The organism is Methylobacterium sp. A49B (assembly GCF_053346215.1).
Genome location: NZ_JBKFBO010000024.1, coordinates 42,974 through 67,031, shown reverse-complemented (window position 1 = coordinate 67,031; position 24,058 = coordinate 42,974). Strand labels below are relative to the sequence as shown.

Genomic DNA, 24,058 nt, shown 5'->3' with positions numbered 1-24,058 from the left:
CGCCGGTCCCGGGCGGCCATTAACCATTCGTCAACCATGCCCCGGACAGATGTCCATGTGGAGGATTGGGCCATGACGCGACGCCGGGATTTCGACGCGCTGAGCGAGGCGCAGATCGCCGCGGGCCGCACGCAGAAGCGCTGGGTCGAGCCGAAGGCGCAGTTCCGTCCGGCCGCGCCGCAGGGCGTGGCGGAACTCCTCGACACGATCCAGCACGTGGCCGAGGCGGCCACGGGCGAGCGCAGCTTCCTGCACCTGCGTCCCGGAGAGGGGCGGCTCCGCGTCGGTACCGGCCGGAGCTGACGCTGCCGTTCTTCACCGGCGCCGTCGCGGGCGCGACCGCCGGTCGAGGCCGTCCCGCGCCGCACTGCTCGGTTGCGGGCGCGGGTTGATGCGGTCCGCACTGCGCCGGGCCGGGCGCGCGGACGCGATCGACCGGGCGCCCGATCAGGCTTCGGTTCGCGCCCCCTCCTTGGCGTTCGCGGCGACCTCCCGGACATCCCGCTTCACCTGCTGCCACGTCCGCCAGGGTTCCAGGTTCGACAGGGCCATCCGGCGTGCGCCGAGCCAGCCGAGCAGCAGCGCCAGGGCCAGGAAGGGCGCCGCCACGATCAGCGCCGCCGGCGCCTCGGAGCCCAGCACCACGGCCAGGAGCTTCACGACGGCGTCCAGGCCGAGGAAGAAGGTGACGATCAGCAGGATCGGGATCGTCCCGACGATGGCGACCAGCGACACCAGGGCGCGGATGTTGCCGTCGACTTCGGTGCGCGCCAGCGTGAGCAGGGACTCGATGTGGGCCGCCCCCTCGCGCAGGGCCGCGACGAGCAGGGCCAGGGGGCCTTCGGGTCGTTGGTGCATGGGCGGGCTCGTCCTCTCGTTCGTCCGTGACGCGCCCCGGCCAACGGGGCCGTCGGCGGAAGCGTTCCGCCCCGGGGTTCACAGCATCAGCAGCAGGGCGCCGAGGACGAGCAGCATCGCCGCGCCCGCGAGGGCGACGGCCCGGGTGGCGTCGGCCCGGTCGTCGGCGGCCGGCTCCCGCGGCGCGGCCCCGCGCCCCGCCTTGTCCGCGGTCGGGGCCGCGGCGGCGCCCGCGCCGTCGGCGTGACGTGCGGGCGGGACGGGCCCGGGCGCGCGGGCCGGCAGGACCGGTGAGCCCGGCAACGGCCGCTCCGCCGGCGGTCCGAAGGCGTCGGGCTCGACGCTCACCCCCGCGGCCTCGAGTTCCAGCATCACGAGGACGAGGGCATCGACATCCATCTGCTCCACCGGCAGCGCGGCCCGCAGGTCCTCGGCGGAGAGTTCGCCCCGGTCGCGCCCGAGGGCGATCAGCCGGTCGAGCGTCCCGCGATCGATGGTCTGCGCCATGTCCCCTCCCCGCTACCGAGTTCCGTCTGCCGGACGAGAACCCGCCACGTCTGATGCGGTTACCGCGCGCCGGGCCGTGCCGACCGGGCGCGCCGGCCGGTGTCCGGCCGATCCGCTCCCGATGATCCGGGCGCGCCGGCGCCGTTGCGCTGGCGGCGCGGTTGGGCTAGGGAATGGCCACGGCCAGCACCCGTAGCTCAGCTGGATAGAGCGTTGCCCTCCGAAGGCAAAGGTCACACGTTCGAATCGTGTCGGGTGCGCCGTTTTCGTACAGAACTGCGAACACCGGGCGTAGCTGATGAGGCGCCGCCGATGATGGCGGCCTCCAGGCTGGCTTTGTCGCCGATGATGCGGATCGCGTCGGCATCGACCTCTGCCCGATCGACGATCGCCTGTAGCCACGCCTTCCGGAACGGGATCTCGCCGCGCGTCACGGTCGTCCGCATGAGCGGTCCGAACCTCTCGATGAGCTTTTGGGCGATCTCGGCCGCCAGCGCCGCCCGCGCGCGATCCCGCTCCTCCTTGAGCGCCGAGAGCCGCCCCTTCAGGATGTCGTCGAGATCGGTCGCTCCCTTCTCGACCATCCGGTAGAGCCGCTTCAGCTTCTCCTCCGCCCCGGGCTAGCTCCCACGCAGAGCCGCCTCGCGCCCGTCGACCTGCGCCGCCTTCTCGGCCCGCAGCGTCCACAGCGAGGAGAGCGTCGCTCGCAGTCGGTCCGGTTGCAGCAACTCCGCCAGGAGATGATCGGTCACAAGGGTATCCAAAGTGTCCACCGGGATGCTGCGGCCGGTGCAGCCGGTCTGGCCCTGCCGCCCGTGCGTCGAGCAACTGTCGTGGCGATGAACCTTTCCAGGCTTCGACGTGCCGGTACGTAGCGTCATCGGCCCCCGGCAGGTCGTGCAGGTGACCAGGCTCGTCAGGAGGATCGGGCCGGTGACGACCCGGGCCGGTGTGGTGCGGGGCCGTGCGCCATGGAGTCGCCTGCACCGCCTCGAACTCGGCCAGGTCGATGATCGCCGGCACGCTGATCGGGATCTGCTCGGCTTGCGGCTTCACCCGCAGTGTCTTCGAGCAGCCCTTGTTGAAGGACCACTCCCCAACATACACCCGATTGGTCAGCAGGCCGTGGACGGTGGCGACGCCGAACCAGACCCCGGACCGGGTGCGATAGCCGCGCTCTCTCAGGTAGCAGATGATCGCCTTGACCCCGAGCGGCCCGCTCGACCCGTCGCCGTAGCGATACGGGCGGAAGATCAGCCAGATGGTCTCCTCCTCGACCGGATCGACGGCGAGCCGCTTCTTGATCCGCGCTCCGCGCTTCTCGACCTCTTCCATCCTATCGTCGAGGGCAGAGGCAGCCTCCCTGGTGCCTCATTCGTGCATTCGAAGCGGGATTAAATTCGAAGTGAAAACGTTCTGGGCATTGCACGGACGCGAATATTGAACTCGTTTTCGAGATATATGATATCCGGACGAAACACTTGCGGCGCATTCGGAGTCCGATCTATAATCTGACAGATTATGGAGGATTCGATGCATCGATCTTTGTTAATTCCAATGTTGGCTGGCACGATATTGGGAATTTCAAGCCCAGCCATGCCGGATACTCTCCAATCCGACGCACAAAGTGCTGCTACCAAGTGGGACGAGGCTTACAACAGCGGCGATATGAATACCCTCGGCAAGCTATATGCTCCCGATGCTATTGTGGTGACGAAAGGCATGCCTCAGTCAGGTGACGGAATACAGAACTTTTTCTCAGGCCTGAAATCAAAAGGGTGGGACGATCACAAAACGACTGTAAAAAGTGCTCTGCCGAAGGACAACCTCCTCATCGTGTCAGGCCGCTGGGAGATGACTGGCCCCGTAGAAGGCGGCGCGAAAAAGAAGTTCGAGGGTAATTGGGTGAATGTGCTGGAGAAGCGCGAGGGCGGTTGGCGGACCGTCTTGCACACATGGAACTGATTGACGTCGCGTGAGAGATGCGGGACTTCGCCTGATCGCTCTATTGCCGGGCGGCTGCTTTTCAGTGGCGCCAGGGACTGCCGCTATGTCTTACTTGGGTCGCAGGCGGAATGTCCGCTTGCGAGCCGTCGGTCAACTTCCGCATCCCACCCATCTGAGACGCTCAGGCGAGCGTTTCGTGTCGGCAGGTGGCTGGAAGCGGCAGGTCCGCGTCTGAGAAGCTTCGCCTTAAAAGCGGACGACTTCCTGACGCTCACGACGGATGTCGGAGTTTGCCGACGCGGTCCATCCAGGCCAACCACGCGGTCGATGATGTCCTGTGTTCGCTCCCGCTACCGCCCGTCTGCGTAGGAAGTGCCGCGTGGCGGCATCCTCAGAGGCCGAGATACGCCGCCTGGACATTCTTGTTGCCGGCGAGTTCAGCGCTGGTCCCGTGTAGGGTCACCCGGCCGCTCTCCAGCACATAGGCCCGCTGCACGATGGTCAGCGCGCGCGCGACGTTCTGCTCGACCAAGAGAATCGCCGTGCCGAGTTTGTGGATCTCCTGGATCTTGTCGAAGGTGACGTCGGCCATCACGGGCGCCAAGCCGAGCGAGGGCTCGTCCAGCATGAGCAATTTCGGTTTCAGCATCAGGCCTCGACCGACGGCCAACATCTGCTGCTCCCCTCCACTCATCGTCCCGGCAAGCTGACCACGCCGATCGGCCAGTCGCGGGAAGATGCCGTAGACGAGATCGAGCGTGCGACGACGATCGGCCTTGGCGGCCGGCACGTAGGCGCCGACCTCGAGATTCTCGTGCACCGTCATCTCGGGGAAGACGCGCCGGCCTTCAGGCACATGGGCGATCCCGAGTTCCGTAATCTTGTAGGGCGGCAGTCGGGCGAGGTCGTGTCCGGCGAACCTCACCGTGCCGGCGTTCGGTCGCAGCAGGCCGGAGATCGCGCGTAGCGTGCTCGACTTGCCGGCACCGTTGGCACCGAGCAATCCGACGGCCTCACCCGCCCCCACGAACAAGTCGAGGTCGACGATAGCCGGTACGGCGCCGTAGCTCGCCCCGACGCCGGAGAGCTCGATCATGCCCGGACCTCGCGGGCTGCCCGCCCCGCCGTGATTTCCGCATGGGCCGATCCGAGATAGGCGCGCACGACCTCGGGGTCGTCCATCACCGCATCGGGCCTTCCCTCGGCGATCTTCTGCCCGTGGTCGAGCACCACGATGCGGCGCGCGACCGCCAGGATCGCCCGCATCACGTGCTCCACGACGATGATGGTCAGCCCCCGTTCGGCAAGCTTGCGCACGAGCGCCACGGCGACGTTGATCTCGGAGGGATTGAGGCCGGCCATCACCTCGTCCAGCAGCAGGATGCGCGGTTCGGTGGCGAGCGCGCGCGCCATCTCCAGGCGGCGTTGGTCGATCGTGGTCAGGTCGCGCGCCGGCGTGTTCTCGCGCGCGGACAGACCGACGTAATCGATCACCGCGCGCGCCCGCTCCTGCGCGGCGGCGACGCGGCGATCGCGCAGGAGCGCGCCGGTGGTCACGTTCTGGAGCACCGTCATCGCTCCGAACGGCTTGGCGACCTGGAAGGTGCGGGCGAGGCCGCTCGCACAGATCTGGTGCGGCCGCCGGCCCACGAGCTCGCGCCCGAACGCGACGACCGATCCGCGGTCCGGCTGGAACACTCCGCTGATCAGATTGAAGGTCGTGGTCTTCCCCGCTCCGTTGGGGCCGATGAGGGCGAGCGTCTCACCTTCAGCCACGGAGAAGCTCACGTCCTGCACGGCCTTGAGGCCGCCGAAGCTGCGGCTCAGGTTGCGCACCACCAGAGCGTCGGCCATGTCCGCCTCAGGTTCGCGATGGGTGTGCTGTCGGCGGGGCCTCGGCCTCGACAGCCCGGGCGGCACGACGCCCGCGAAGCTCCGCGACGTAGCCGAGGATGCCAGTCGGCCGCCACAGGATCACCGCCATCAGGATGAGGCTGTAGACCGTCAGCTGGATGCCCGAGATGGAGGCGCCCAGCCAGCTCTGGAGCAACGCGGACGTGGCCTCCAGAAGCACCGTCCCGATCACCGGCCCCCACAGCGTGCCGATCCCGCCGACGATCGAGACCAGGGCCGCCTCGATCGAGATGTTGAAGCTGAAGGCGGTCTGCGGGTCGATGAAGTAGATGTACTGCGTGTAGAAGGTGCCGGCGAGCGCCGTGAGGAACGCGCTGATCAGGTAGATGTAGCGCTTCACCCGCGGCGCGTTCACGCCGATCGCCTCGGCTGCGTCCTCATCCTCGCCGATCGCCCGCAGGTAGTAGCCCATCCACGAGCGCTCGATAGCCCACGTGACGGCAAGGCCGACCGCGAGCAGGCCGAGGGCGACGTAGTAATAGCCCTGCTTCTCCTCGAACTGCATCATCAGCGGCGCGTGGCCGAGATTGGGGATCGTGGTCCCCTCCGCGCCCCAGGCAAAGTCGCGGAACTTGAGGAAGACCAGCATGAGGACCTGCGCGGTCGCGATCGTCGCGATGGTGAAGTAGGGACCGCGGAGGCGAAAGCAGAGCCAGCCGATCGGCAGGCTCGCCGCCATGGCGACGATTCCCCCGGCGATCATGCCGAGCCAGGGCGAGACGTCGAAGTCGATCTGCAGCAGTGTCGAGGTGTAGGCGCCCAGGCCGAAATAGGCCGCGTGGCCGAGGGAGAGCTGCTTGGCATAGCCGCCCATGAGGTTCCAGGCGACGCCGATGAACGAGAACAGAAGGATGCGGATCGCCACGTCGATGGCGAACGAGCTCGTGACGACGAGCGGCACGGCGCAGGCGGCCAGGGCGAGCAGACCGACCGCGATCCAGGCGGATATCGTACCAACGGCCGGGCGGGCGGGCGACGCGACCATCAGCGCGTGATCCGGGCGCCGAGCCCGCTGGGCCGGAAGGCGAGCGTGAGCAGCAGCAGCACGAAGACGACGATCAGGCCCGAATCGGCGCCGACGAACTGGACGCCGAGGGATTCCGCCACGCCCATGAGCAGGCTCGCCACCAAGGCACCGACGACGTTGCCGAGCGTGCCCAGCACCACCGCCACGAAGGCCATCAACACGAACACCTGTCCCACCATCGGGTAGGCCGGGTAGAACGGCATCAGGAGCGAGCCTGCGGCACCCGCGAGCGCCAGCGCGATGCCGAGCGCCACCGCGAACACCCGGTTGGGATTGATGCCCATCAGCATCGCCACCTCGCGGTTCTGGGAGGCGGCGCGCATCGCCTTGCCGAGATCCGTCATTCGCAGGAACAGCCACAGCGCGGCGGTGAGCACCATCGCCACGCAGAACGCGATGAGCTTGGCGACCGGTACGGTGAGCGGGCCCAGGGCCAGCACCGCGTCCGAGTACGCGGTGTGCACCGTGCGGTAATTGGCCGTGAACAGCATCAGGGACACGTTCAGCACGAGGAGCGACAGCGCGAAGGTCAGGAAGATCTGCGGCATGTCGTTCTCGCCGAGGACTCGCCGGATCAGCAGGTGCTGGATCAGGACGCCGACGACGAACAGGGTCGGCATCGAGATCACCAGCGACACGAGCGGATCGAGCCCGAGCTGGGTCGCCGCGAAGAAGCTGATATACATGCCGATCATCACGAACTCGCCCTGGGCGAAGTTCACGATCTTCACAACGCCGAAGATGAGCGTGACGCCGATCGAGACGAGGGCGTAGATGCCGCCGATCAGCAGGCCGTTGATGACGGCTTGCGCGAGGGTCTCGATCATGCGCGTCAGGACTTGATCAGAGGTGCACGCGCGTCCGCCTGCGGGAAGACGCTCGCGAGATCGCCGTTCTGCCACTGGACGCCGACGGGATGGGCGAACACGTTCTTGCCGTCGGGGCCGAACTTCACCTTGCCCCCCGGTCCCATCGCGGCGTAGCCGGACGAGACGTCCAGGGCGGACAGGGCCTCGCGCACCGCCTTCGGGTCGGTCGTGCCGGCCCTCTCCAGGGCGTCCGCGATCATGAAGGTCGAGGCGACGAGCCCGCCCGCATACTCGAAGATGAACGCGCCGGTGCGCTTCTTGAACTCGGCATTGACCCGCTGCGCGTTGTCGTCGACGTCGTGGTTCCAGTGCGCCACGCCCTGCAGGCCGTCGGCAAGCTTCCCGACGTTGGTGTAGAAGTCCGGGATGACGAAGCCGCCTGATCCGCCGTTGACGGGAATGTTCAGCCCGACCTGCTTGAGCGTGCGCACGATCAGGATCAGGTCGTTCAGATAGGAGACCGTGATCAACGCATTCGCGCCCGATGCCTTGATCTTGTTGATCAGCGGACCGGCGTCGGCGAACCCCGCGGAATAGGGTTCGAACATCACGATCTCGGCTCCCTCAGAGGGGGCGAGTTCGCGCAGGCCGTTCGACGTCGAGGTGCCGAACGCGGTGTTCTCGAAGATCACCGCCACCTTCGGACGGTCGCTCACGAGCTTGCACATCTGCAACTGCGTCTGCGCGAACTGCGAGGCGCGGGCGAACGGCGTGAACGTGAAGCGCCGGCCCTTGTTCAGCTGGTCCGAGCTCGACCCCGTGACGAGCGGGACCCGGGCGCGCTCGCACACCTCCGCGGCGATCAGGGTCAGCGCGCTGGCGTAGCAGCCCGTGATCGCGGACAGCTTGTTGCCGGTGATGAGGCGGTCGGTCTCGGTCCGGGTGACGGTGGTGTCGCTCTGCAGGTCGGAGACGAGGATGTTGAGCTTGGCGCCTCCGAGCGCCTTGATGCCGCCGGCCTCGTTGACCATGTCGGCCGCGAGCTTGGCGGCGGCGACGCAGCCTTGCCCGATCTGCGCCAAGTTCCCGGTGACCGGGTACAGGGCGCCGATATTGACGGTCTCCGCGGCGGCGCGGGCGATGATCGGCGGCATCGCGAGGCTGGCCGCAGCGAGCCCTCCCCCGAGCCTGAGCACGTCACGACGACGCTGTGAGGCACACCCCACCCGTGCTGGGCCGTCGGCCATCGGCATCCTCCCACGGCGCCCGGTCGCGGCTCGACCATCGGTCGCCTTATTGTTCGGGCGCATCCGCGACCGATTGCATTCATTATGACGATCGCAGACGGCCGTGCAATCTGAATTTGATCCTTGGCTCGGAAACAAATTCAGATGGATCGTGATCGATAGGCATTTTTTGTGTCGTTATCTGTGAGGACGCGCGACAAATCTCCGGTATTCGCTTCCTAACGGCTGCTTCGATCAGCCCGATCGGCCAGTTCACGGGCAGGGCTGACAGAGGTGCCGGCCCAGTCCAGGCTCGGAAGCTTCATTGCGGTCGCGCCTTCTGATCGCCGAACCCGCAGCGCCAGATCAGCCGGCGCCGACGGGCCTATCGGCCTTGATGAGACGGACCTCCGCGCTGACGGCGGCCTTCAAGAGATTGGCGTCGCTGCCCGGCACGACGAAGCCGAATCCCTCCGCGGCCCTGCGTGCCGCGACGGCCCCCGAGGGGCAGAAGATCCCGACCTGCTTCCCGTGCGCCTTGGCGGCGGCCGCGCATCGGGCGATGGCCGCGGTGACCCGGGAATCGGACGGATCGGCGGACGCGCCCGCATTCAGCGCGAGGCCGAGATCATTCGGCCCGATGAAAATGCCATCCAGCCCCTCCGTCGCGCAGATCGCCTCGACTTCTGCCAGACCCGCGGCGGTCTCGATCATCGCGAGGCGCACGAGGGTGGCGTCGGCGTGGGCGACATAGTCCGGGCCGCCGTAGAGCAGCCCGCGCGTCGGTCCGAAGCTACGCAGGCCCCTGGGCGGGTAGGACGTCGCCCGGACAAACAGCTGCGCCTGCTCGGCGCTGTCCACCATCGGGCAGATGACGCCGTAGGCCCCAGCGTCGAGCACCTTCATCAGGAGGGGCAAATCGAGCGCGGGCACGCGGACGAACGGGGTGGCCGGCGTCGACGAGATCGCCTGCAGCATCCCGATCATCGCCTGCACACCGGTCATACCGTGCTGAAGGTCGACCACGACGCAGTCGACGCCGGTCCAGCCGACGATCTCGGCCGAGTAGGAATTGCCGATCGACAGCCATGCCGAGACCGCGGGTTCTCCGGCCTCCCAGCATTGTCTCACCCTATTGGCGCGCATGTTGACGCTCCTTCAGCACTTCAGAACTAACCACGAGCTTCGGGTCGAGCGTTGCGCCGAGCCCGGGCAACGCGTTTCGCGCCACCATCACGCCCATCGCGACCAGGGGCTCGTCAATCAGCGCCACTCGCGCTCGACAGGTCCAGGGACTCGTACTCGAGCGTGTCAGGCTCTCCGAACGGGACATGTGGCCGCCGGGCAGGTGGCGATACGAGGCAGCCGGGAACGCGCGGAACCTGCGCGCAGGTCCGATCGTGGAACTGTGCCCCTACGGCCGCGCCTTCAGGGATAGCGGACCGGAGGCGGATCTTCGGGCAGCGGGATGAACTCGGCATCGTTCGGCACAGTATCGAACCGGCCCTGGCGCCAATCCTCCTTGGCCTGTGCGATCCGCTCGGGCCGCGAGGAGACGAAATTCCACCAGAGGTGGCGCGGCCCGTCCATCGGCTCGCCGCCGAGCACCATGAACCGGGCGGCCTCCGACGCGCGGATGCTGATGCGGTCGCCGGGGCGGAACACCAGCAATTGCCCAGGCCCGAAGCCGTCGCCGGCGATCTCGATGGCGCCAGAGACCGTGTAGATTGCCCGCTCGTCGTAGGTCGGATCGAGGGGGAGCACAGCGCCCGCCTCCAGCGCCACGTCGGCGTAGACCATCGGGCTTGAGGTCCGCACCGGCGAGCGCGCCCCGAAGGCCTCGCCCGCGATCAGCCGGACAGTCTTGCCCTCGCCGGTCAGGACCGGCAGCGACTGGGCGTCATAGTGCTCGAAGGCCGGCGCCGTCTCCTCGTCCTCGGAGCTCAGGGCAACCCAGCTCTGGATCCCGAATAGTCTCGAGCCGGTCTGCCGGAGGGTCGGCGCGGTGCGCTCGGAGTGGGTGATGCCGCGTCCGGCGGTCATCCAGTTGAGCTCGCCCGGCCGGATCGGCAGTTCGGTGCCGAGGCTGTCGCGGTGCATGATCTCGCCGTCGAACAGGTAGGTGACGGTCGAGAGACCGATATGCGGGTGGGGCCGCACGTCCATCCCGGTGCCAAGGAGGAACTCGGAGGGGCCCATCTGGTCGAAGAAGATGAACGGCCCGACCATGCGACACTCGGTCGAGGGCAGAGCGCGGCGCACCGCGAAGGAGCCGAGGTCCCGCGAGCGCGGGACGATCAGGGTCTGGATCGCGTCGCAGCTGAAATGGTCGCCCGGGACCGGATCATCCGCACTGTGCCAGCTCATCGCTCTTCCTCTTGTTCGACCGAGCCCAGCCGGGTTGAGACGGGGATGCCCGGCTGGCGCGTCACTGAGGGCAACCTGCCCGCTTACCAACCGCTTGAAAACGGAAACTACCGAAACGCAATGTTTCTACTTCCGAACCCAAACAAGCGAATCGAGGGGACCCGTAACCAAACCTCGACACTCTGGTATGTCGGATGCGTCTGGGAATCTGGTCAACGGGCATGATATCACAATTATATTAATATAGCTTATGACTTTATCGAAGAATTCATATGGATAGAGTTTAATTTATTGAAAATTGCGGTTCAATCTTGAAGGATGCGAGAGTGAATCTGTGCAGCGTTCGGATTTTTCGATCCGCTCAGCGGTTTTTGCTCATAATAAAACATTTTATCAAATAATGCTGCCGTCGCTTCGCAATATTTGCAGATCATCATATGCGTTCAGCGCGGAATTGACCGTTATCACTTCGCATCGATTGCCGATGCGGTCAACAATGCGCGGTAGCGGAGCTGAGATTGAACGCAAGGGATGAGGTAATTTCATGCGATGCTTGTTCGTTTCTTCTTCGCGAAGGTAGAGTCAGTCGATGTCCGCAGGATGTCGTCACGGGAGGGCGCTGCGTCGTGCGATGCGATGCGTGAGCCGCTTGGAATCGAACCAGCCATGAAACGCTCCGAGCAGTTGTCGAGGGGCGCCCGTCCACAGGACCGGATCTGGCTGGAAGCAGTTGGTCCGCTTCGGAGTAGGTCGGCCGGAAAAGCGGACGGTCCCCTATCGACCCACTTCGGTCACTCAGCTGAGCGGGATGACAGCCTGTAAGTGGACGCGACCGGCACGTCCCACCCGTTCGCCCGCCGGTACTCACGCGGGCTCGTGCCGTAGCGATCCTTGAAGCGGCGCGCGAAATGCGCTTGGCTCGTAAAGCCGCAGCCATAGGCCAGCATGCCGATCGTCAGGTGGGTGCAGGCCGGGTCGCTCAGGCGCCTGGCTGCCGCCTCCAGCCGGCGTTCCCAGATGTAATCGGAGATGTGCCGACCGCGCTCGTGGAACAGCTCCTGCAGTCGGCGAAGCGACACGCCCATCGCGGCGGCGAGCTGAGGTGGGTCCAAGTTCGGGTCTTCTAGATTGGCCTCGACATAAGCCTTGGCGCGCTGGACTGTGACGTTGCCGTGGATGGAACCCGGCATCTCCTGCGCCATCCGTTCGGCGAGGCTCGCTATGATCAGGTCTGTTCCGATCAACGCCATGCGCGCGGCCGCGTCGGGAGTGAGCTGATCGCCCACGCGCCCCAGCTCTTGGAAGAAGGTGTTTGCCAGGGCCGTGGAGGCGAGGTCCGCTCCGACCGTGAGTGCACAGAACAGCCGGGACGGGCCCAGCATGGCCTCGAAGCGCTCGCGCGGCAGATCGACGACGAGGGAGATACCCGTGTTTGCCTCGCAGACGGCCGGGCGTGCGTCGATGAGGACGAAGTCGCCCGTCCGGATCACAGCCTCCCGATCGCCTTGCTGGAGGGTGTCATGGCCGGAGAGCTTCATGGACGCGTAGAGGCGGTCGGGCTGCCCATGGCGCCGGATCGCGTCGGGGGTCGCCTCAGTCCGCATGGCTGTGTGGGCCATTCTGGAGATCGGCACGGGCCCGATGCTGGTGACGTCCAGCCTGCCTTGGAACGGAACCTCGTGGAGGGGTTGCTGGTCGATCGGGATCAAGCGCTCGCAGATCGTCTCCCGCCATCGCCGGAACGCGTTCTTGGGGTGAATTCCGTCTGTCGAGAAGAACGGTTGCATGCGTAGCCTCGGCACGCAGCTCGCCATCCCAAAGCGCAGACTGCGGATCTGAGGGCCTATTGTATATAATCTATCATTCCAATGTCACGGTGCCGGGTTCTTCGCGGAGGTAATGTCCGCTTCCCAAGCACTGCCGCCCGGACGCGGACCGGCGGAAATCCACCCATTTGAGACGCACATGTGGGCGCTGACCGGTGACTGGGATTGGCCGTTGGCGGCGCCGCTATGGACCATGTTCCGTTCCGTCCGGGGCGCCACGCAGCGGGAACCATGCCCTGCGGCGCATCGATCCTGCGCAGGCCGTCGGGCCCACCCGGATGGTTACGGCCCTGGAAGGGGTCGTGGCTGATCGCTCTGCCTCCAGCTGGTCGATGGTAGCCGTCCGCTCGGCGCAACGAACGGCGGTCTCATCGAGGCGGGACTGGGCACGGCGGAGATCCTCGACGACGGTCTTGCTCATCCCGGTTACGGTATGACCCGTGCGGACGGCCCGCCGGTTCGGGAGGGGGCAGGCGCGGGTTGGGCACACGCCTGATCACGAGCGGGGTCAGCCGTGAGCTCGGCGGAACGGTCAGCCTGGAACTCGCCCCCGGTGGCCTGCGCTGCAGCCTCGACGCGCCCCTCGACGGCCCAGACCCGTTCACCGCGTTCGTTGCCGCCACCCACGTGCGGCCGGTCGGCAGGGCCTGAAGGCTTAATCAGGCCTGAACCGACCGGTTCAGCCTGCAGCAGCGGCACGTCGGCATGCTCCGGTCCTCGTCAACGGCGCCGTCGGGCGCAGGAGCTTTGCCATGCCCATCATGCCCTGGATCCATGATGCCCTCTATGTCGGCGGTTTCGCCGGGCTCGTCCTCGTGGCGCGGCAGGCGCTCGCAGGGCGCGAACTCAAGCTATCCGGCCTGCCGGGCCTCGAACGCCTCCGCCGACCATTCGGACCCGGCGCCGTGTCCCGCGAACGGCCGTGGTTCCCATCGGCCCGGACCAGCGGCAACACCGCTTTCGACGCGTGGCGCGACGGCGAGATCAGCCGCATCGAGGCTGAGCGCCGCGCCCTCGAGACCCGTCTCCGGGAATTCCTGGGCTTCGTCGACAAGCTGAAGCGCGCCAGGGATCGCGAGACCTTCGAACGCTTCGTGGCCGAACATCCCCATGGAGCAGGGTCGGCCGTCGACATCGTCCCGACCGACGGTCGGGCCGATCACCGACCCGGTTAGCACCGGATACCGGGCTCAAGCCGGGAAGGCGCGCAGGAGGTCGTCGGCCTCGTACGGCTTCTTCACCAGCGGCACGTCGGCGAGGTCTTCCGGGATGCGGAAGCCGTCGCCGTAGCCGGTGGCGAAAGCATAGGGGATGCCGAGCTCGAACAGCTTGCGCGCGACCGCGATGCTGGTCTCGGAACCGAGGTTGACGTCGAGCAAGGCACGGGCCGGCGGCGCCGCGTCGATCAGGCGGAGCGCCTCTCGCGTCGACGAGGCCATGTCGACCGTCGTGGCGCCGAGCGACGTGAGCAGCTCCTCGGCTTCCAGGGCGATGATCATGTTGTCCTCGACGACGAGCACCGACCCCGTGAGCCTGCGCGAAGGCTCGGCGCTGGCCGCCGGGACTGCCTTCGGCGCGGCGGGCGGTGCGTCCCGGACGAACGCCGGGGGGATGGTGAAGCGCGCTTCGACGCCGGCCAACTCGTAGCGCACCTCCGCCTCGCCCTTGAGCTCGTAGGGTATCGACCGCTCGATGATGGTCGTGCCGAAACCCCTCCGGGTGGGCGCCCGCACCGCCGGTCCGCCGGTCTCGCGCCAGCGGATCACGAGATGGTCGAGGGCGTCGCGCTCCCAGCGGACGTCGACCCGGCCCAGGCTGTCGCAGAGTGCGCCGTACTTGGCCGAGTTCGTCATCATCTCGTGCACGACCAGGGCGACGGTCGAGAACGCTTGCGGCTCCAGCAGGACGTCGGCGCCGTCGAGGACAACCCGGCCGGCCTTAGTGCCGAGGTAGGCCCCGGCCTCCAGCGTGACGAGGTCCCGCAGCGACCCGGGCCCCCATTTGGTCAAGGTGATCTGGTCGTGGGCCCGGGCCAACGCCTGGATGCGGTCGCCGACCGTCGTCGCGAAGGCGCTGTCCGCACCGTCCGCAGGCCGGCTCTGCGTCACCACCCCGCGGATCAGGTTCAGGATATTGCGGACCCGGTGGTTGAGCTCGGCGATGAGGAGTTCCTGGCGCTCCTGGGCGACCTTGCGCTCCTTCTCGGCGGAATCGGTGAGGCGCAGGATCACCTCCAGCAAGGTGATGCGCAGGGCCTCGGCGGTCCGCATCTCGACGTCCGACCACGGCAGGGAGCGACCGTGCACGGTCTCGCGCCACGCCTCGAAACTCTTCCGCGGCGACAGGCGGATGCCGTTCCGCCCAAGGGTCGCGGGCTTCACCGGGTTGCCGGCCCAGGTCACGGACCGCGAAACTTCGCGCCGGAAGTAGACCAGGAAGTCACGGGGCGTGCGCGACACCGGGATGGCGAGCATGCCCGCCGCCCGCTCGGTGAAGTCCCGGCCGGGCTCGTGGACTCGCCCGATCTCGTCGGTCGCGTAGGCCTTGCTCGCGGCCGTGCGGTTGAGGAAACGCACCAAGCCGGCGAATTCCTCCGCGGTCGGGGTCGAGCCCTGCAGGGTGATCTCGCCGTTCACCCACAGTCCGATGCCGTCGCAGGGCAGGATGCCCGAGAGGTCGTCCAGAAAGTCGGATAGGCTTTCCAGGTTGGTGCCGCCGGAGGCCAGGGCGCCGAGCAGCCGGTTGTGCAGCTCGCGGGAGCGGACCTCGCGCTCCGCGCCGGCCTCGCGCTCCCGGGCCTCCAGCAGCCAGGAGAACATCTGCCCGAAGAGCTCGGCGCCGGTCCGGCGTTCGAGGGAGATATGGCGCGGCTCGGTGTGGTGGCAGGCGAACAGGCCCCACAGGCGGCCGTTGCGCAGGATGGACACGGACAGCGAGGCTGCCACTCCCATGTTGCGCAGGTATTCGAGGTGGATCGGCGAGACCGTCCGGAGGGTCGAAAGCGACAGGTCGAGGGGCCGGCCATCCGGATCCCGCGACGGCACCACGGCGGCTCCTGGGTCGTCGACGTCGGCGATGATGCGCAGCCAGTTGCGCTCGTAAAGCGCGCGGGCCTGCCTGGGAATGTCGGAGGCCGGGTAGTGCAGCCCGAGGTACGGGTCGAGGCCGGACCGAACCGCTTCGGCGACAACCTCGCCAGAATGGTCCTCGGCGAACCGGTAGACCATCACCCGGTCGAACCCGGTCAGCGCCCGCATCTGGCGCGCGGCCTCGCGGCATAGCGGGTCGAAACCCACGGTCTGCTGGAGGCGGGTGACCATGCTGCGCACGAGGTTGCCGGCGCTGAGGTGCTCGGTGGCGCTCGGCTCGGCTTCGATGACGATGGTGTCGCCGGATCGGTGGAGGGCCACGTCGAACGGTTCGCCGCCCGGCACCAGTCGGAGGCCGAAAACACGGTCGACCGCGTCCGGGCCGCGCAGGGTCTGAAGATGCCCGCGCAGGGTGTGAATGGCTTCGCGGTCGAGGACGGCGTCGAGCGGTAGGCCGAGAAGCGCATCGGCGCCCTGGCCCAGCCAGGCCGCCACGTTGTCCGAGGCGCGGGTGACGATCCAGTCCGGGGAGACGCCGAGGAGGAAGCCGAAGCCTTGAACCGCGCCCAGGATGTGGATGGGCTCGCGGTCACACGACGTGAGGTCGATCTCGGGCGTCGGTTGTGACGCGCTCAACTGGTCCATGGGCCCGCGATGCTGCTCGCAGTCAAGGGTCCGGCTGCGGTTCGGATGTTGTCGTCGCAGGTTAACTCGTCACGGCGCGCAGGCGTTGCAGGACCGGCTTGAGCCTGGGCCCACGATGCTTTCCTTCGACGTGCCACCGTATCCCCTGGATGCCCGGGGCGCGGAAATGCCCCGGGCGGCCGGATCAAACCTTGCCGGTGACCTTGTCGGCGACGTGCTTGGCGCCGTCCTTGACGTCGCCGGTGGTCTTCTGGGCGTCGCCCTTGAGTTCCTGGGTCTTGCCCTCGGCCTTGAGCTTGTCGTTGCCGGTCGCGTTGCCGATGCCCTGCTTCACGTTGCCGACGGCCTCGTTGGCGAGGCCCTTGATCTTGTCGGTGGTGCTGCTCATGGCGGTTCTCCTTCGCGACCAGGGCGGCCGCGGGGATCAGGAACGGCCCTATCCCGGGCCTCGTTCCGTATGTCCGGTCACGCTCTCGGGAGAGCCGTCCGTGATGATGCCTGCCTCTGGCCCGCACGCCGGGCTGGTCTCGGCTTGCTGCGCCGCCGCGCGCCCGGCCAGCAACTCGCGCCTGGCCAGGAGCCAGGATCTCAACCCGAAGCCCTCGGGACGATGATGCCTCTCCCAGATGTCGTAGGCCCGCTCGCGGATCTCCGCATCGGAGGCCGCGGGGGCGTCCGCACGATGGGAAGACGAGGTTTCCCGGTTCGTCATTCTTGTTCGCCGCGGTGTGGACGGGGTGCAGGTATGACCGGAGCCCGATCCCGCCCGTTCACCCCCGGACAGCCACGCTCTGACCCCGCCGCGAACAAGCTCGGCTTCCCTGACTTGGCCCTGGCCCGGACGCGCCGAGAGGTCGAGGCAGCGTGCTTGACGGGGGATCCTCGACCGTGACGGCACCGCCCATGGCCGCTCGCCGACCGGTCGCGTCCAAGGGTGCGCAGCCTACCGGCGGCGGAGTTCAAGCCTCGGCGATGAGGTCCTTGATGCGCGTGGCCAGCGTCTCCAGCACGAACGGTTTCGTCAGGACCTGCATGCCGGGGCGCAGATAGCCGTTCCCGAGCACCGCGTTCTCGGCATAGCCGGTGATGAACAATACCTTGAGGTCGGGGCGCCGCTCGCGGCCGGCATCGGCCATCTGGCGCCCGTTCATGCCCCCCGGCAGGCCGACGTCGGTGACCAGCAGGTCGATGCGCACGTCCGACTGCAGCACTTTCAGGCCGGCGACGCTGTCGGCGGCCTCGATGGCCGTGTAGCCGAGGTCTTCCAGCACCTCGGTGACCAGCATCCGCACCGAGGGCTCGTCGTCGACGATCAGGACCGTCTCGCCCTGGCCCGCCTGCTCGACCTCGGCGAGCTTTCGCGCGACTTCGTCCTCGTCGGCGTCGCCGTAGTGGCGCGGCAGGTAGAGGCAGACCATCGTGCCCTCGCCGACCTCGGAATAGATCCGCACCTGACCGCCGGATTGCCTGGCGAAGCCGTAGACCATGGACAGCCCGAGGCCGGTGCCCTCTCCGGTCGGCTTCGTCGTGAAGAAGGGCTCGAACACCTTCTCGATCAGGTCCGGGGCCATGCCGGTGCCGGTGTCGGACACGCAGACGCTGAGGTACTGGCCGGGGGCGAGATCATGCCGGCGGGCGCCGGCCTCATCGATCCACCTGTTGGCGGTCTCGATGGTGATGCGGCCGCCGTCCGGCATTGCGTCGCGGGCGTTGATGCACAGGTTGAGCAGCGCGTTCTCAAGCTGTCCCGGGTCGATCAGCGCCGGCCACAGGCCCGCGAGGCCGACGACCTCCAGCTGGACGGCGGGACCGACGGTGCGCCGGACCAACTCCTCCATGTCGTGCACGAGCCTGTTCACGTTGGTGGGCTTGGGGTCGAGGGTCTGGCGGCGGGAGAAGGCGAGCAGGCGGTGGGTCAGTGCGGCGGCACGCTTGGCCGCGCCCTGAGCGACCGTCATGTAGCGGTCGAGGTCGCCCATCCGCCCTTGGCTCATCCGGGTCTGCATCAGCTCCAGCGAGCCCGAGATGCCAGCGAGCAGGTTGTTGAAATCATGCGCGAGGCCGCCGGTGAGTTGCCCCACCGCCTCCATCTTCTGCGACTGCCGCAGGGCCTCCTCGGTCTTCGCGAGGGCCTCGGCCTGCTGCTTCGTCTCGGTCACGTCGCGCACGGACGAGTAGATCAGCCCGTCGCGCGGCACGGCGTTCCAGGACAGCCAGACGTAGCTGCCGTCCTTGCGGCGGTAGCGGTTCTCAAACGTGAGCTGGGCCTCCCCGCGCGACAGCCCACCCGCCGCCGCCATGGTCGACGTGACGTCGTCGGGGTGGACGAAATCGAGGAACGGCCGCGCCTTCATCTCGGCGTCGGTCCACCCGAGGGTTTGCGACCAGGCCGGGTTAAGACCGACGAAGTAGCCGTCGAGGTTGGCCACGCAGAGCAGGTCGGACGAGGCCTGCCAGATCTGGTCGCGCTCGGCGGTGCGGGCGGCGACTTGGCGGGCGAGGTCGGCCTCCGTCTGCACCCGGACGGTCACGTCCTGCACGAAGACGTGGAAGCCGTCGACCGCGCCGCCGTCGTCCCAGCGGGGCAGGTAGCGGATCTCGGCGACGCGGTGGCGCCCGTCGCGGTGCGGCCAGTCCGTCTCGAAGGTGACGGGCTCGCCTCCGAGCGCCCGGTCGATGAAGGGCCGCCGCACGGCATAGGCGGCCGGACCCAGGAGCTCGCGGACATCGCGTCCGACGACCTCGTCGGGTGGGGCGGAGAACCAGTCCCGGTAGGCATCGTTGGCGAAGCGGTAGACGTGGCCGGCGTCGATGAACGCGATCAGCACCGGCAGCGCGTCGGTGATGAGCCGGAGCTCGCGCGCGTTGGCCTCCGCCAGCAACTCGGCGTTCCTGCGTGCGGTGATGTCGCTGAAGAAGACCGCGACGCGGTGGTCGCGCGGGTCCCCGACCCGGTGCGCACGCACGTCGAACCAGCGCGCGAACACGGCGGCGTAGTTCTCGAAGTGGGCGGGTTCCCCCGTCAGGGCGACGTGGCCGTAGCTGTCGAACCAGTGTCGTTCGAGGTCGGGCGCGAACGTGCTGACCCACCGGCCGGCGACATCGGCGCCGGTCTGCTTGGCGAAGGCCGGATTGGCCTCCTCGATCAGGTAGTCGACGGCCCGCCCGTCCGCGTCGAACCGCATCCTGATGATGCAGAACCCGACCTCGACGGTCTCGAACAGCGTCCGGTAGCGGGTCTCGCTCTCCTGCAGCGCTTCCTCAACCAGCCGGCGGTCGTGGATGTCCTCGACGACCCCATACCAGGCGACGATGCCGCCATCCGCGTCGCGGCGGGGACGCGCCCTGGCCCGCATCCAGCGGTACGCGCCGGTCGCAGCGATGTTGATGCGGTAGTCCACGTCCACGGGATCGCCCGAGGCCAGGCACCGGGAGAATAGCGCGACTGTGTGCGGGACGTCGTCCGGATGCAGCGCCTTCATCCAACCCGCGCCATCGGGTTCGCCCGGTGCTTGGCCCGTCAGTTCCAGCCAGCGGTTGGAATACGAGGTGATGTTGCCGGCCGGGTCGCAGGTCCACGGCACCTGGGGGTTGAGTTCGACCGTATGCCGGAGATGGTCCTCGCTCTCGCGGAGCTGCGCCTCGTTCTCCCTCAGCGCTCTTCCGGCCTCGTGCTCGGCCGTGCGGTCGCGGACGATCCTGGTGAACCCGAAGTGCTCCCCGACCTCGTCGAACAGCGGCATCAGCTTGCCCGAAGCCCAGAACCGGTCGCCGTCCTTGCGGACGTGCCAGCGCTCGTCCGAGGCGCCCTCCGCGTCCCGTGCGAGCCGCATCTCGGCCTGCGGCCGTCCTTTCGCGCGGTCTTCCGGCGTAAAGAGCCGGTCGGCGGGTTGCCCGCGCATCTCCTCTGCCGTCCAGCCGAAGATCCGCTCGGCGCCGGAGTTCCAGTCGGTGACCAGGCCGTCGCAATCGGTGACGACGATGGCGAAGTCCACGGCGCTGTCGAAGACGGCCCGCTGGCGCCGTTCGTTCGCGGCGAGCCGCCGACGGGCGTCCCGGTATCCGGTGACGTCGACTTGGCTGCCGAAATGGAAGAGGACCCGCCCGTCCCGGTCCATGATCGGGCTGATGAACAGCTCGTTGAGGAAGGGCGTGCCGTCCCGCCTGTAGTTCAGGATGTCGACGGCGATGTCGCGCTTGGCCGCAATGGCGTCGCGGATGGCCTGGACGGAGGCCGGGTCGGTGTCCGGTCCCTGCAGGAAGCGGCAATTGCGGCCGACAAGTTGGTCAGCGCCGTAGCCCGACAATTCCTGAAAGGCCCGGTTGGCGAAGACGATGGGGTCGTCAGACAGGTTCGGGTCGGTCAGGATCATCGGCAGGCGGGTCTTCTCGACCGCGGCGAACAGCCCGTCCCAACCCGTGGGCGTCGAGCGCGCCTTTCGGCCGAACGCCTCGCCTTCCGCCTCCGGTAGCCGCGATCGCAGGCGTAAGACTTCCGCCTCAAGTTCCTCCCGCGACAACGCCTTGACGTCGAACTCGACCAAAACCCACTTCTCTCGCTTGAACGAGGACTCGCCTCGACCTCGTCTATCCCGGGGGCAAGCCACCGGGGGTCGGCCGGTTCCGCCCGTGCGCACTCACGTTCGCGCACTTCCAGGGCCGCGGTGACAGCGCATCGTGCCGCTATGCGATGGACTGGAACTCGGAAAGGCGATCCACCGGCACCGCGCAGAGCAGCTGGGCGATTCTCATTGATAATGATCGTTGGGTTCACGGCAAGGCCTGCGTCGTCACAGTCGGGAAGACGAGGTTGCTGAAGGTGTACAGTTCGGTCCTGAGCAAACGCTCAAGGCTACGGTACAAAAGGCCCAGACGATGTTTTCGGGGACCTGCTTCATCCGTAGGGAACGGCCGCTCTCTGCAGATTGAGGGCCGAAGTAGATTGACCGCTTCCGGCCCCCATCAGTCGCTGCGAAGAAGCTGAGTGGACGTCTCAGGTGAGTGGTTTGCGGTCGGTCCGCTTCTGGGATGGTGAAGCGAAAAAGCAGACGTCGCAACCGCTCTCGTTCAACTCAAATGAGCCTTGCTCGACTGCAGTGAAATGACGGCGCGAAAGCGATCATTAATCAAGCTGCTTCGCTTCTCCACCGTATGCGCATCTCAATGCAGACATCGCGCTCCCGTAGCACTTATGGATCATCTTTCGTGTCACGAATTATGCGATCTTGTCACTTCGTGCTTTAATCCGCCGTTGGGAAACCATGATCGCCGATCACGTTCATTCGGTCTGACCGGCGAAAACAGAATGGATTGTCAATCTGTGAGCAAGGAATGCTTGACATGCGACGGCGTGACCTCACCTGTTTGATAATCATCGAGGCCCTCTGCACGCTGCGGTCACATCGAGCAATGTCGGCTGGCAAGTTGCCCCGGATCGTGTTCGTCACACCAATTGGTCGGTCTGGCGGCGCCACCGACGGTGATAGCTGGAATGGCCTTGTCACGGCCTTTTTACAGGGACTTCGAGATTTCGGATACATAGATGGCACTACAATGAAATTCGAATTTTACTCCGCGGAGGGAAAGCCTAGTCAAGTTGATGAAATAGCCGCTCGCATTCTTGAAGATCCGCCGGACGTGGTTGTGGCGGGTGGAGGGGGCGCCAATGAGGTTGCTCATGCTTTTAAACGACTGACGCGGACAGTTCCGATTGTTATGGCCAATAGTTCCGACCCTGTAATGCAAGGTCTCGTGTTGAGTTTGGCACGCCCAGGTGGCAATATTACTGGATTTTCGGGGAATACCGGACCAGATTTTGAAGTAAAAAGGCTTGAATTATTGAGGGAAATTGCGCCGTATGTGAGCAAAATTGCCTACTTAGGATTGAAAATTGACTGGGAAAGTCCAGCTGGAATTGCTGTCCGGAGCGCTGCGGAGCGGTTCGATGCAATGGTTATACATGCTGAGCATGCGTCTTTGGACTACAGTAGAGCATTCGATTTCATTTTAAAGGAGAAGGTGCAAGGCTTGTTTGTGGGGCGCAATCCATGGAACTATTCCAATCGTCACGCAATTGCTGCTTTTGCTGCAGATCGACGAATTGCCGCAGTGTATCCTACTCGCGAGTACATTGAGGTTGCCGGTCTGATCTCTTACGGACCGAGCCTTTCGGTCCTGTACCGGCGTGCTGCCCGCTATGTCGATAAGATCTTGAAGGGTGACAAGCCTGCTGATCTGCCTGTAGATCAGCCGAGCAAATTTGAACTTGTGATAAATACGAAGGCTGCACTGGCCATCGGCATCACCCCGCCCGCGACACTTTTTGCCCGTGCCGACGAGATCATTGATTAGGTGGGCGCTTCGCGGTTCGCAGAACTTCCTTCCTTTCCTGAGGCAAAATTGCTGGATGGCTGACGAACGGCCGCTTCGAAGGAGCGCCGACAGCGCTTCTGGCGACTGCGTTGGGTCGGAAGCCGAATGACAGCTTGGGGTGGAAAACTGCCAGGCCGCTTTCGGATGCAGAAATCAAAAACCGGACCTCCGGGGTTCGGCAGAAGTTGGTCGTAGGCAGCATCATCGCTTCCGAGAAGGCCGGCCGGAATACGGGACCGTCTCCTTACGCCTCAACGCAGTCGTGCGGGCGACCATTGACGATCATTGGAACCGAACTCCACGGCGCGCCAGAACAGGCGACCAGAGGCGGCGAAGGTCCTCACTTCCGCTTCCGGTGGAGCTCAGCAAAGCCTCAGCGAAGCGCGGGTCGCGGGAAGGGAGCAGACCCGAGCACTTGCACCCGCGCAACCTTACGCTAAAACATAACGTGTTATGTAAACGCCTTCGTGAGAACCGACATGGCTGCGGACATCCTTCAAGACCTGGGACCGCTGTTCCTCGGCAGCCGCCTCAAGCGCCTCGCAGATCGCTTCCAGGCGGACGCCGCCAAGATCCTGCGCGATGAGGGACTCGGCATCCAGCCGGCGCAGTTCCCGCTTCTCGCCGCCATCGACCGCTATGGGCCATTGTCCATCAACGATGCCGCCGCCGCTCTCGGCGTTAGCCAGCCGGCGGTTACGCGGACGGCGGCCGGCCTCGTTGGGCTCGGCCTTCTCGATGAAGCCCGGTCGGATGCCGACTTGCGCCAGAAGGCGCTGTCGCTCAGCACCGCGGGCAAGGCTCTGATGACACGTGCCAAGACGGAGCTCTGGCCTCGGGTGAATAAGGCCGTATCGAGCTTGTGCGCGGATCTGTCGGGATCGCTGCTCGACCAAGTCGCGGCACTGGAGCGCAGGCTTGATGACGCGCCGCTCACCGCGCGCATCCGGCATGGCGGCGAGACCGACGATGCGAAGGCAGGCCTCATGATCCGCGAGTACACGGACGAGTTGGCGGGTCGCTTCCACGACATCAACGCCGAGTGGATCGAGGCGATGTTCTCGCTGGAGGAGAACGACCGCCGGATCCTCTCGGACCCGCGTGGACAGATCCTGGAACGTGGCGGCCTCATCCTCTTCGTGGAAGTGGAAGGGCTCGGGACGGTCGGCACCTGCGCGCTGATGAAGATGGACGACGGCTGCTTCGAACTGACGAAGATGGCGGTGTCCGAGCGGGCACGGGGGCGGAAGGCCGGCGAGCACCTCCTGCGGGCGGTGCTGGACCGTGCCGCCACGATGGGGATCGAGACCCTCTACCTATTGACCAACACCCAATGCGCAGCCGCCGTGCACTTGTACGAGAAGGCTGGCTTCGAGCACGACGGCGAGATCATGGAGCGGTTCGGCCGTCGCTACGCCCGCTGTAACGTGGCCATGCGCTATCCGCTTTGAGGCATCTGCTGGCCGAGAGC

Annotated in this window: 23 protein-coding genes, 1 tRNA gene and 1 pseudogene; 7 read left to right on the top strand and 18 right to left on the bottom strand. The window is 66.4% G+C overall.

Annotation, left to right across the window (positions count from 1 at the left end):
- Positions 1–72: 72 nt before the first annotated feature.
- Positions 73–303, top strand: a complete 231-nt coding sequence (locus tag ACLBX9_RS02740; RefSeq protein ID WP_010686565.1) for a hypothetical protein — start codon at positions 73–75, stop codon at positions 301–303.
- Positions 304–447: 144 nt separating this feature from the next.
- On the opposite strand, the gene ACLBX9_RS02735 is transcribed toward ACLBX9_RS02740, so the two are convergent.
- Together ACLBX9_RS02735 and ACLBX9_RS02730 are read right to left on the bottom strand one after the other, a co-directional pair.
- On the bottom strand, positions 448–858 hold the full coding sequence (locus tag ACLBX9_RS02735; protein ID WP_010686564.1) for a phage holin family protein: 411 nt from the start codon (positions 856–858) through the stop codon (positions 448–450).
- A 78-nt stretch (positions 859–936) separates the two neighbouring features.
- Complete coding sequence (locus ACLBX9_RS02730) at positions 937–1,365, bottom strand: RNA polymerase sigma factor region1.1 domain-containing protein (RefSeq protein ID WP_447717807.1); 429 nt, start codon at positions 1,363–1,365, stop codon at positions 937–939.
- A gap of 186 nt (positions 1,366–1,551) precedes the next feature.
- On the opposite strand from ACLBX9_RS02730, the gene ACLBX9_RS02725 reads away from it, so the two are divergent.
- Positions 1,552–1,625 (top strand) — tRNA-Arg (locus ACLBX9_RS02725).
- Here the strand turns inward: ACLBX9_RS02725 and ACLBX9_RS02720 are convergent.
- From ACLBX9_RS02720 to ACLBX9_RS02710, 3 genes and pseudogenes are all read right to left on the bottom strand, one after another.
- The gene (locus ACLBX9_RS02720) at positions 1,599–1,949 is read right to left on the bottom strand and encodes a hypothetical protein (RefSeq protein WP_447717806.1); all 351 of its coding nucleotides are present in this window, start codon (positions 1,947–1,949) and stop codon (positions 1,599–1,601) included. The genes ACLBX9_RS02725 and ACLBX9_RS02720 overlap by 27 nt on opposite strands.
- A 36-nt stretch (positions 1,950–1,985) precedes the next feature.
- Positions 1,986–2,246, bottom strand: coding sequence for a hypothetical protein (locus tag ACLBX9_RS02715; protein ID WP_447717805.1), 261 nt, complete (start codon positions 2,244–2,246; stop codon positions 1,986–1,988).
- Between the two features lie 157 nt (positions 2,247–2,403).
- Positions 2,404–2,700: pseudogene (locus tag ACLBX9_RS02710) on the bottom strand (recombinase family protein); the annotation flags it as partial.
- Between the two features lie 198 nt (positions 2,701–2,898).
- Between ACLBX9_RS02710 and ACLBX9_RS02705 the strand changes: the two are divergent.
- Complete coding sequence (locus ACLBX9_RS02705) at positions 2,899–3,330, top strand: YybH family protein (protein ID WP_447717804.1); 432 nt, start codon at positions 2,899–2,901, stop codon at positions 3,328–3,330.
- Positions 3,331–3,703: 373 nt separating this feature from the next.
- On the opposite strand, the gene ACLBX9_RS02700 is transcribed toward ACLBX9_RS02705, so the two are convergent.
- From ACLBX9_RS02700 to ACLBX9_RS02660, 9 genes are all read right to left on the bottom strand, one after another.
- On the bottom strand, positions 3,704–4,408 hold the full coding sequence (locus tag ACLBX9_RS02700) for an ABC transporter ATP-binding protein (protein WP_010686694.1): 705 nt from the start codon (positions 4,406–4,408) through the stop codon (positions 3,704–3,706).
- The gene (locus tag ACLBX9_RS02695) at positions 4,405–5,166 is read right to left on the bottom strand and encodes an ABC transporter ATP-binding protein (RefSeq protein ID WP_447717803.1); all 762 of its coding nucleotides are present in this window, start codon (positions 5,164–5,166) and stop codon (positions 4,405–4,407) included. The genes ACLBX9_RS02700 and ACLBX9_RS02695 overlap by 4 nt, the downstream gene beginning before the upstream one ends.
- Positions 5,167–5,173: 7 nt before the next feature.
- The gene (locus ACLBX9_RS02690) at positions 5,174–6,211 is read right to left on the bottom strand and encodes a branched-chain amino acid ABC transporter permease (RefSeq protein ID WP_447717802.1); all 1,038 of its coding nucleotides are present in this window, start codon (positions 6,209–6,211) and stop codon (positions 5,174–5,176) included.
- Positions 6,211–7,080 (bottom strand): branched-chain amino acid ABC transporter permease, encoded by an 870-nt coding sequence (locus tag ACLBX9_RS02685; RefSeq protein WP_010686691.1) that lies wholly within the window; start codon positions 7,078–7,080, stop codon positions 6,211–6,213. The genes ACLBX9_RS02690 and ACLBX9_RS02685 overlap by 1 nt, the downstream gene beginning before the upstream one ends.
- Positions 7,081–7,085: 5 nt before the next feature.
- Complete coding sequence (locus ACLBX9_RS02680; protein ID WP_244625473.1) at positions 7,086–8,216, bottom strand: ABC transporter substrate-binding protein; 1,131 nt, start codon at positions 8,214–8,216, stop codon at positions 7,086–7,088.
- Between the two features lie 438 nt (positions 8,217–8,654).
- Positions 8,655–9,434: an HpcH/HpaI aldolase family protein gene (locus tag ACLBX9_RS02675; protein ID WP_447717801.1), complete on the bottom strand. Its 780-nt coding sequence runs from the start codon at positions 9,432–9,434 to the stop codon at positions 8,655–8,657.
- Complete coding sequence (locus ACLBX9_RS02670; protein ID WP_158168896.1) at positions 9,421–9,561, bottom strand: hypothetical protein; 141 nt, start codon at positions 9,559–9,561, stop codon at positions 9,421–9,423. Before ACLBX9_RS02670 ends, ACLBX9_RS02675 begins: the two co-directional genes overlap by 14 nt.
- Positions 9,562–9,716: 155 nt before the next feature.
- The gene (locus tag ACLBX9_RS02665; protein ID WP_447717800.1) at positions 9,717–10,655 is read right to left on the bottom strand and encodes a pirin family protein; all 939 of its coding nucleotides are present in this window, start codon (positions 10,653–10,655) and stop codon (positions 9,717–9,719) included.
- Between the two features lie 791 nt (positions 10,656–11,446).
- Positions 11,447–12,442 (bottom strand): helix-turn-helix domain-containing protein, encoded by a 996-nt coding sequence (locus tag ACLBX9_RS02660; protein ID WP_447717799.1) that lies wholly within the window; start codon positions 12,440–12,442, stop codon positions 11,447–11,449.
- Positions 12,443–12,961: 519 nt separating this feature from the next.
- Between ACLBX9_RS02660 and ACLBX9_RS02655 the strand changes: the two genes are divergently transcribed.
- The gene (locus ACLBX9_RS02655; RefSeq protein WP_010686686.1) at positions 12,962–13,132 is read left to right on the top strand and encodes a hypothetical protein; all 171 of its coding nucleotides are present in this window, start codon (positions 12,962–12,964) and stop codon (positions 13,130–13,132) included.
- A gap of 101 nt (positions 13,133–13,233) precedes the next feature.
- Entirely contained in the window at positions 13,234–13,656 is a 423-nt protein-coding gene (locus ACLBX9_RS02650) for a DUF2852 domain-containing protein (protein ID WP_447717798.1), read from the top strand.
- Positions 13,657–13,671: 15 nt separating this feature from the next.
- On the opposite strand, the gene ACLBX9_RS02645 is transcribed toward ACLBX9_RS02650, so the two are convergent.
- The 4 genes from ACLBX9_RS02645 to ACLBX9_RS02630 all read right to left on the bottom strand — a co-directional run bounded on the left by ACLBX9_RS02645 (position 13,672) and on the right by ACLBX9_RS02630 (position 20,759).
- Positions 13,672–16,215, bottom strand: a complete 2,544-nt coding sequence (locus ACLBX9_RS02645) for an HWE histidine kinase domain-containing protein (RefSeq protein ID WP_447717797.1) — start codon at positions 16,213–16,215, stop codon at positions 13,672–13,674.
- A gap of 184 nt (positions 16,216–16,399) precedes the next feature.
- A complete protein-coding gene (locus ACLBX9_RS02640) occupies positions 16,400–16,603 on the bottom strand; it encodes a CsbD family protein (RefSeq protein ID WP_010686683.1) in 204 nt (67 codons plus the stop codon).
- Positions 16,604–16,651: 48 nt separating this feature from the next.
- The gene (locus tag ACLBX9_RS02635; RefSeq protein ID WP_447717796.1) at positions 16,652–16,927 is read right to left on the bottom strand and encodes a DUF2934 domain-containing protein; all 276 of its coding nucleotides are present in this window, start codon (positions 16,925–16,927) and stop codon (positions 16,652–16,654) included.
- Positions 16,928–17,174: 247 nt separating this feature from the next.
- The gene (locus ACLBX9_RS02630) at positions 17,175–20,759 is read right to left on the bottom strand and encodes a PAS domain S-box protein (RefSeq protein ID WP_010686681.1); all 3,585 of its coding nucleotides are present in this window, start codon (positions 20,757–20,759) and stop codon (positions 17,175–17,177) included.
- 796 nt (positions 20,760–21,555) lie between these two features.
- Here ACLBX9_RS02630 and ACLBX9_RS02625 point away from each other — a divergent pair.
- Complete coding sequence (locus ACLBX9_RS02625) at positions 21,556–22,566, top strand: ABC transporter substrate-binding protein (protein WP_447717795.1); 1,011 nt, start codon at positions 21,556–21,558, stop codon at positions 22,564–22,566.
- A gap of 500 nt (positions 22,567–23,066) precedes the next feature.
- A complete protein-coding gene (locus ACLBX9_RS02620) occupies positions 23,067–24,038 on the top strand; it encodes a bifunctional helix-turn-helix transcriptional regulator/GNAT family N-acetyltransferase (protein ID WP_447717794.1) in 972 nt (323 codons plus the stop codon).
- Positions 24,039–24,058: the final 20 nt, after the last annotated feature.

Coding starts and splice junctions, on each gene's coding strand:
- ACLBX9_RS02665 (WP_447717800.1), bottom strand. CDS start 10,655: ATGAGCTGGCACAGTGCGGATGATCCGGTCCCGGGCGACCATTTCAGC.
- ACLBX9_RS02700 (WP_010686694.1), bottom strand. CDS start 4,408: ATGATCGAGCTCTCCGGCGTCGGGGCGAGCTACGGCGCCGTACCGGCT.
- ACLBX9_RS02730 (WP_447717807.1), bottom strand. CDS start 1,365: ATGGCGCAGACCATCGATCGCGGGACGCTCGACCGGCTGATCGCCCTC.
- ACLBX9_RS02690 (WP_447717802.1), bottom strand. CDS start 6,211: ATGGTCGCGTCGCCCGCCCGCCCGGCCGTTGGTACGATATCCGCCTGG.
- ACLBX9_RS02635 (WP_447717796.1), bottom strand. CDS start 16,927: ATGACGAACCGGGAAACCTCGTCTTCCCATCGTGCGGACGCCCCCGCG.
- ACLBX9_RS02645 (WP_447717797.1), bottom strand. CDS start 16,215: ATGGACCAGTTGAGCGCGTCACAACCGACGCCCGAGATCGACCTCACG.
- ACLBX9_RS02625 (WP_447717795.1), top strand. CDS start 21,556: ATGCGACGGCGTGACCTCACCTGTTTGATAATCATCGAGGCCCTCTGC.
- ACLBX9_RS02640 (WP_010686683.1), bottom strand. CDS start 16,603: ATGAGCAGCACCACCGACAAGATCAAGGGCCTCGCCAACGAGGCCGTC.
- ACLBX9_RS02675 (WP_447717801.1), bottom strand. CDS start 9,434: ATGCGCGCCAATAGGGTGAGACAATGCTGGGAGGCCGGAGAACCCGCG.
- ACLBX9_RS02705 (WP_447717804.1), top strand. CDS start 2,899: ATGCATCGATCTTTGTTAATTCCAATGTTGGCTGGCACGATATTGGGA.
- ACLBX9_RS02715 (WP_447717805.1), bottom strand. CDS start 2,246: ATGACGCTACGTACCGGCACGTCGAAGCCTGGAAAGGTTCATCGCCAC.
- ACLBX9_RS02660 (WP_447717799.1), bottom strand. CDS start 12,442: ATGCAACCGTTCTTCTCGACAGACGGAATTCACCCCAAGAACGCGTTC.
- ACLBX9_RS02695 (WP_447717803.1), bottom strand. CDS start 5,166: ATGGCCGACGCTCTGGTGGTGCGCAACCTGAGCCGCAGCTTCGGCGGC.
- ACLBX9_RS02680 (WP_244625473.1), bottom strand. CDS start 8,216: ATGCCGCCGATCATCGCCCGCGCCGCCGCGGAGACCGTCAATATCGGC.
- ACLBX9_RS02740 (WP_010686565.1), top strand. CDS start 73: ATGACGCGACGCCGGGATTTCGACGCGCTGAGCGAGGCGCAGATCGCC.
- ACLBX9_RS02620 (WP_447717794.1), top strand. CDS start 23,067: ATGGCTGCGGACATCCTTCAAGACCTGGGACCGCTGTTCCTCGGCAGC.
- ACLBX9_RS02735 (WP_010686564.1), bottom strand. CDS start 858: ATGCACCAACGACCCGAAGGCCCCCTGGCCCTGCTCGTCGCGGCCCTG.
- ACLBX9_RS02650 (WP_447717798.1), top strand. CDS start 13,234: ATGCCCATCATGCCCTGGATCCATGATGCCCTCTATGTCGGCGGTTTC.
- ACLBX9_RS02720 (WP_447717806.1), bottom strand. CDS start 1,949: ATGGTCGAGAAGGGAGCGACCGATCTCGACGACATCCTGAAGGGGCGG.
- ACLBX9_RS02685 (WP_010686691.1), bottom strand. CDS start 7,080: ATGATCGAGACCCTCGCGCAAGCCGTCATCAACGGCCTGCTGATCGGC.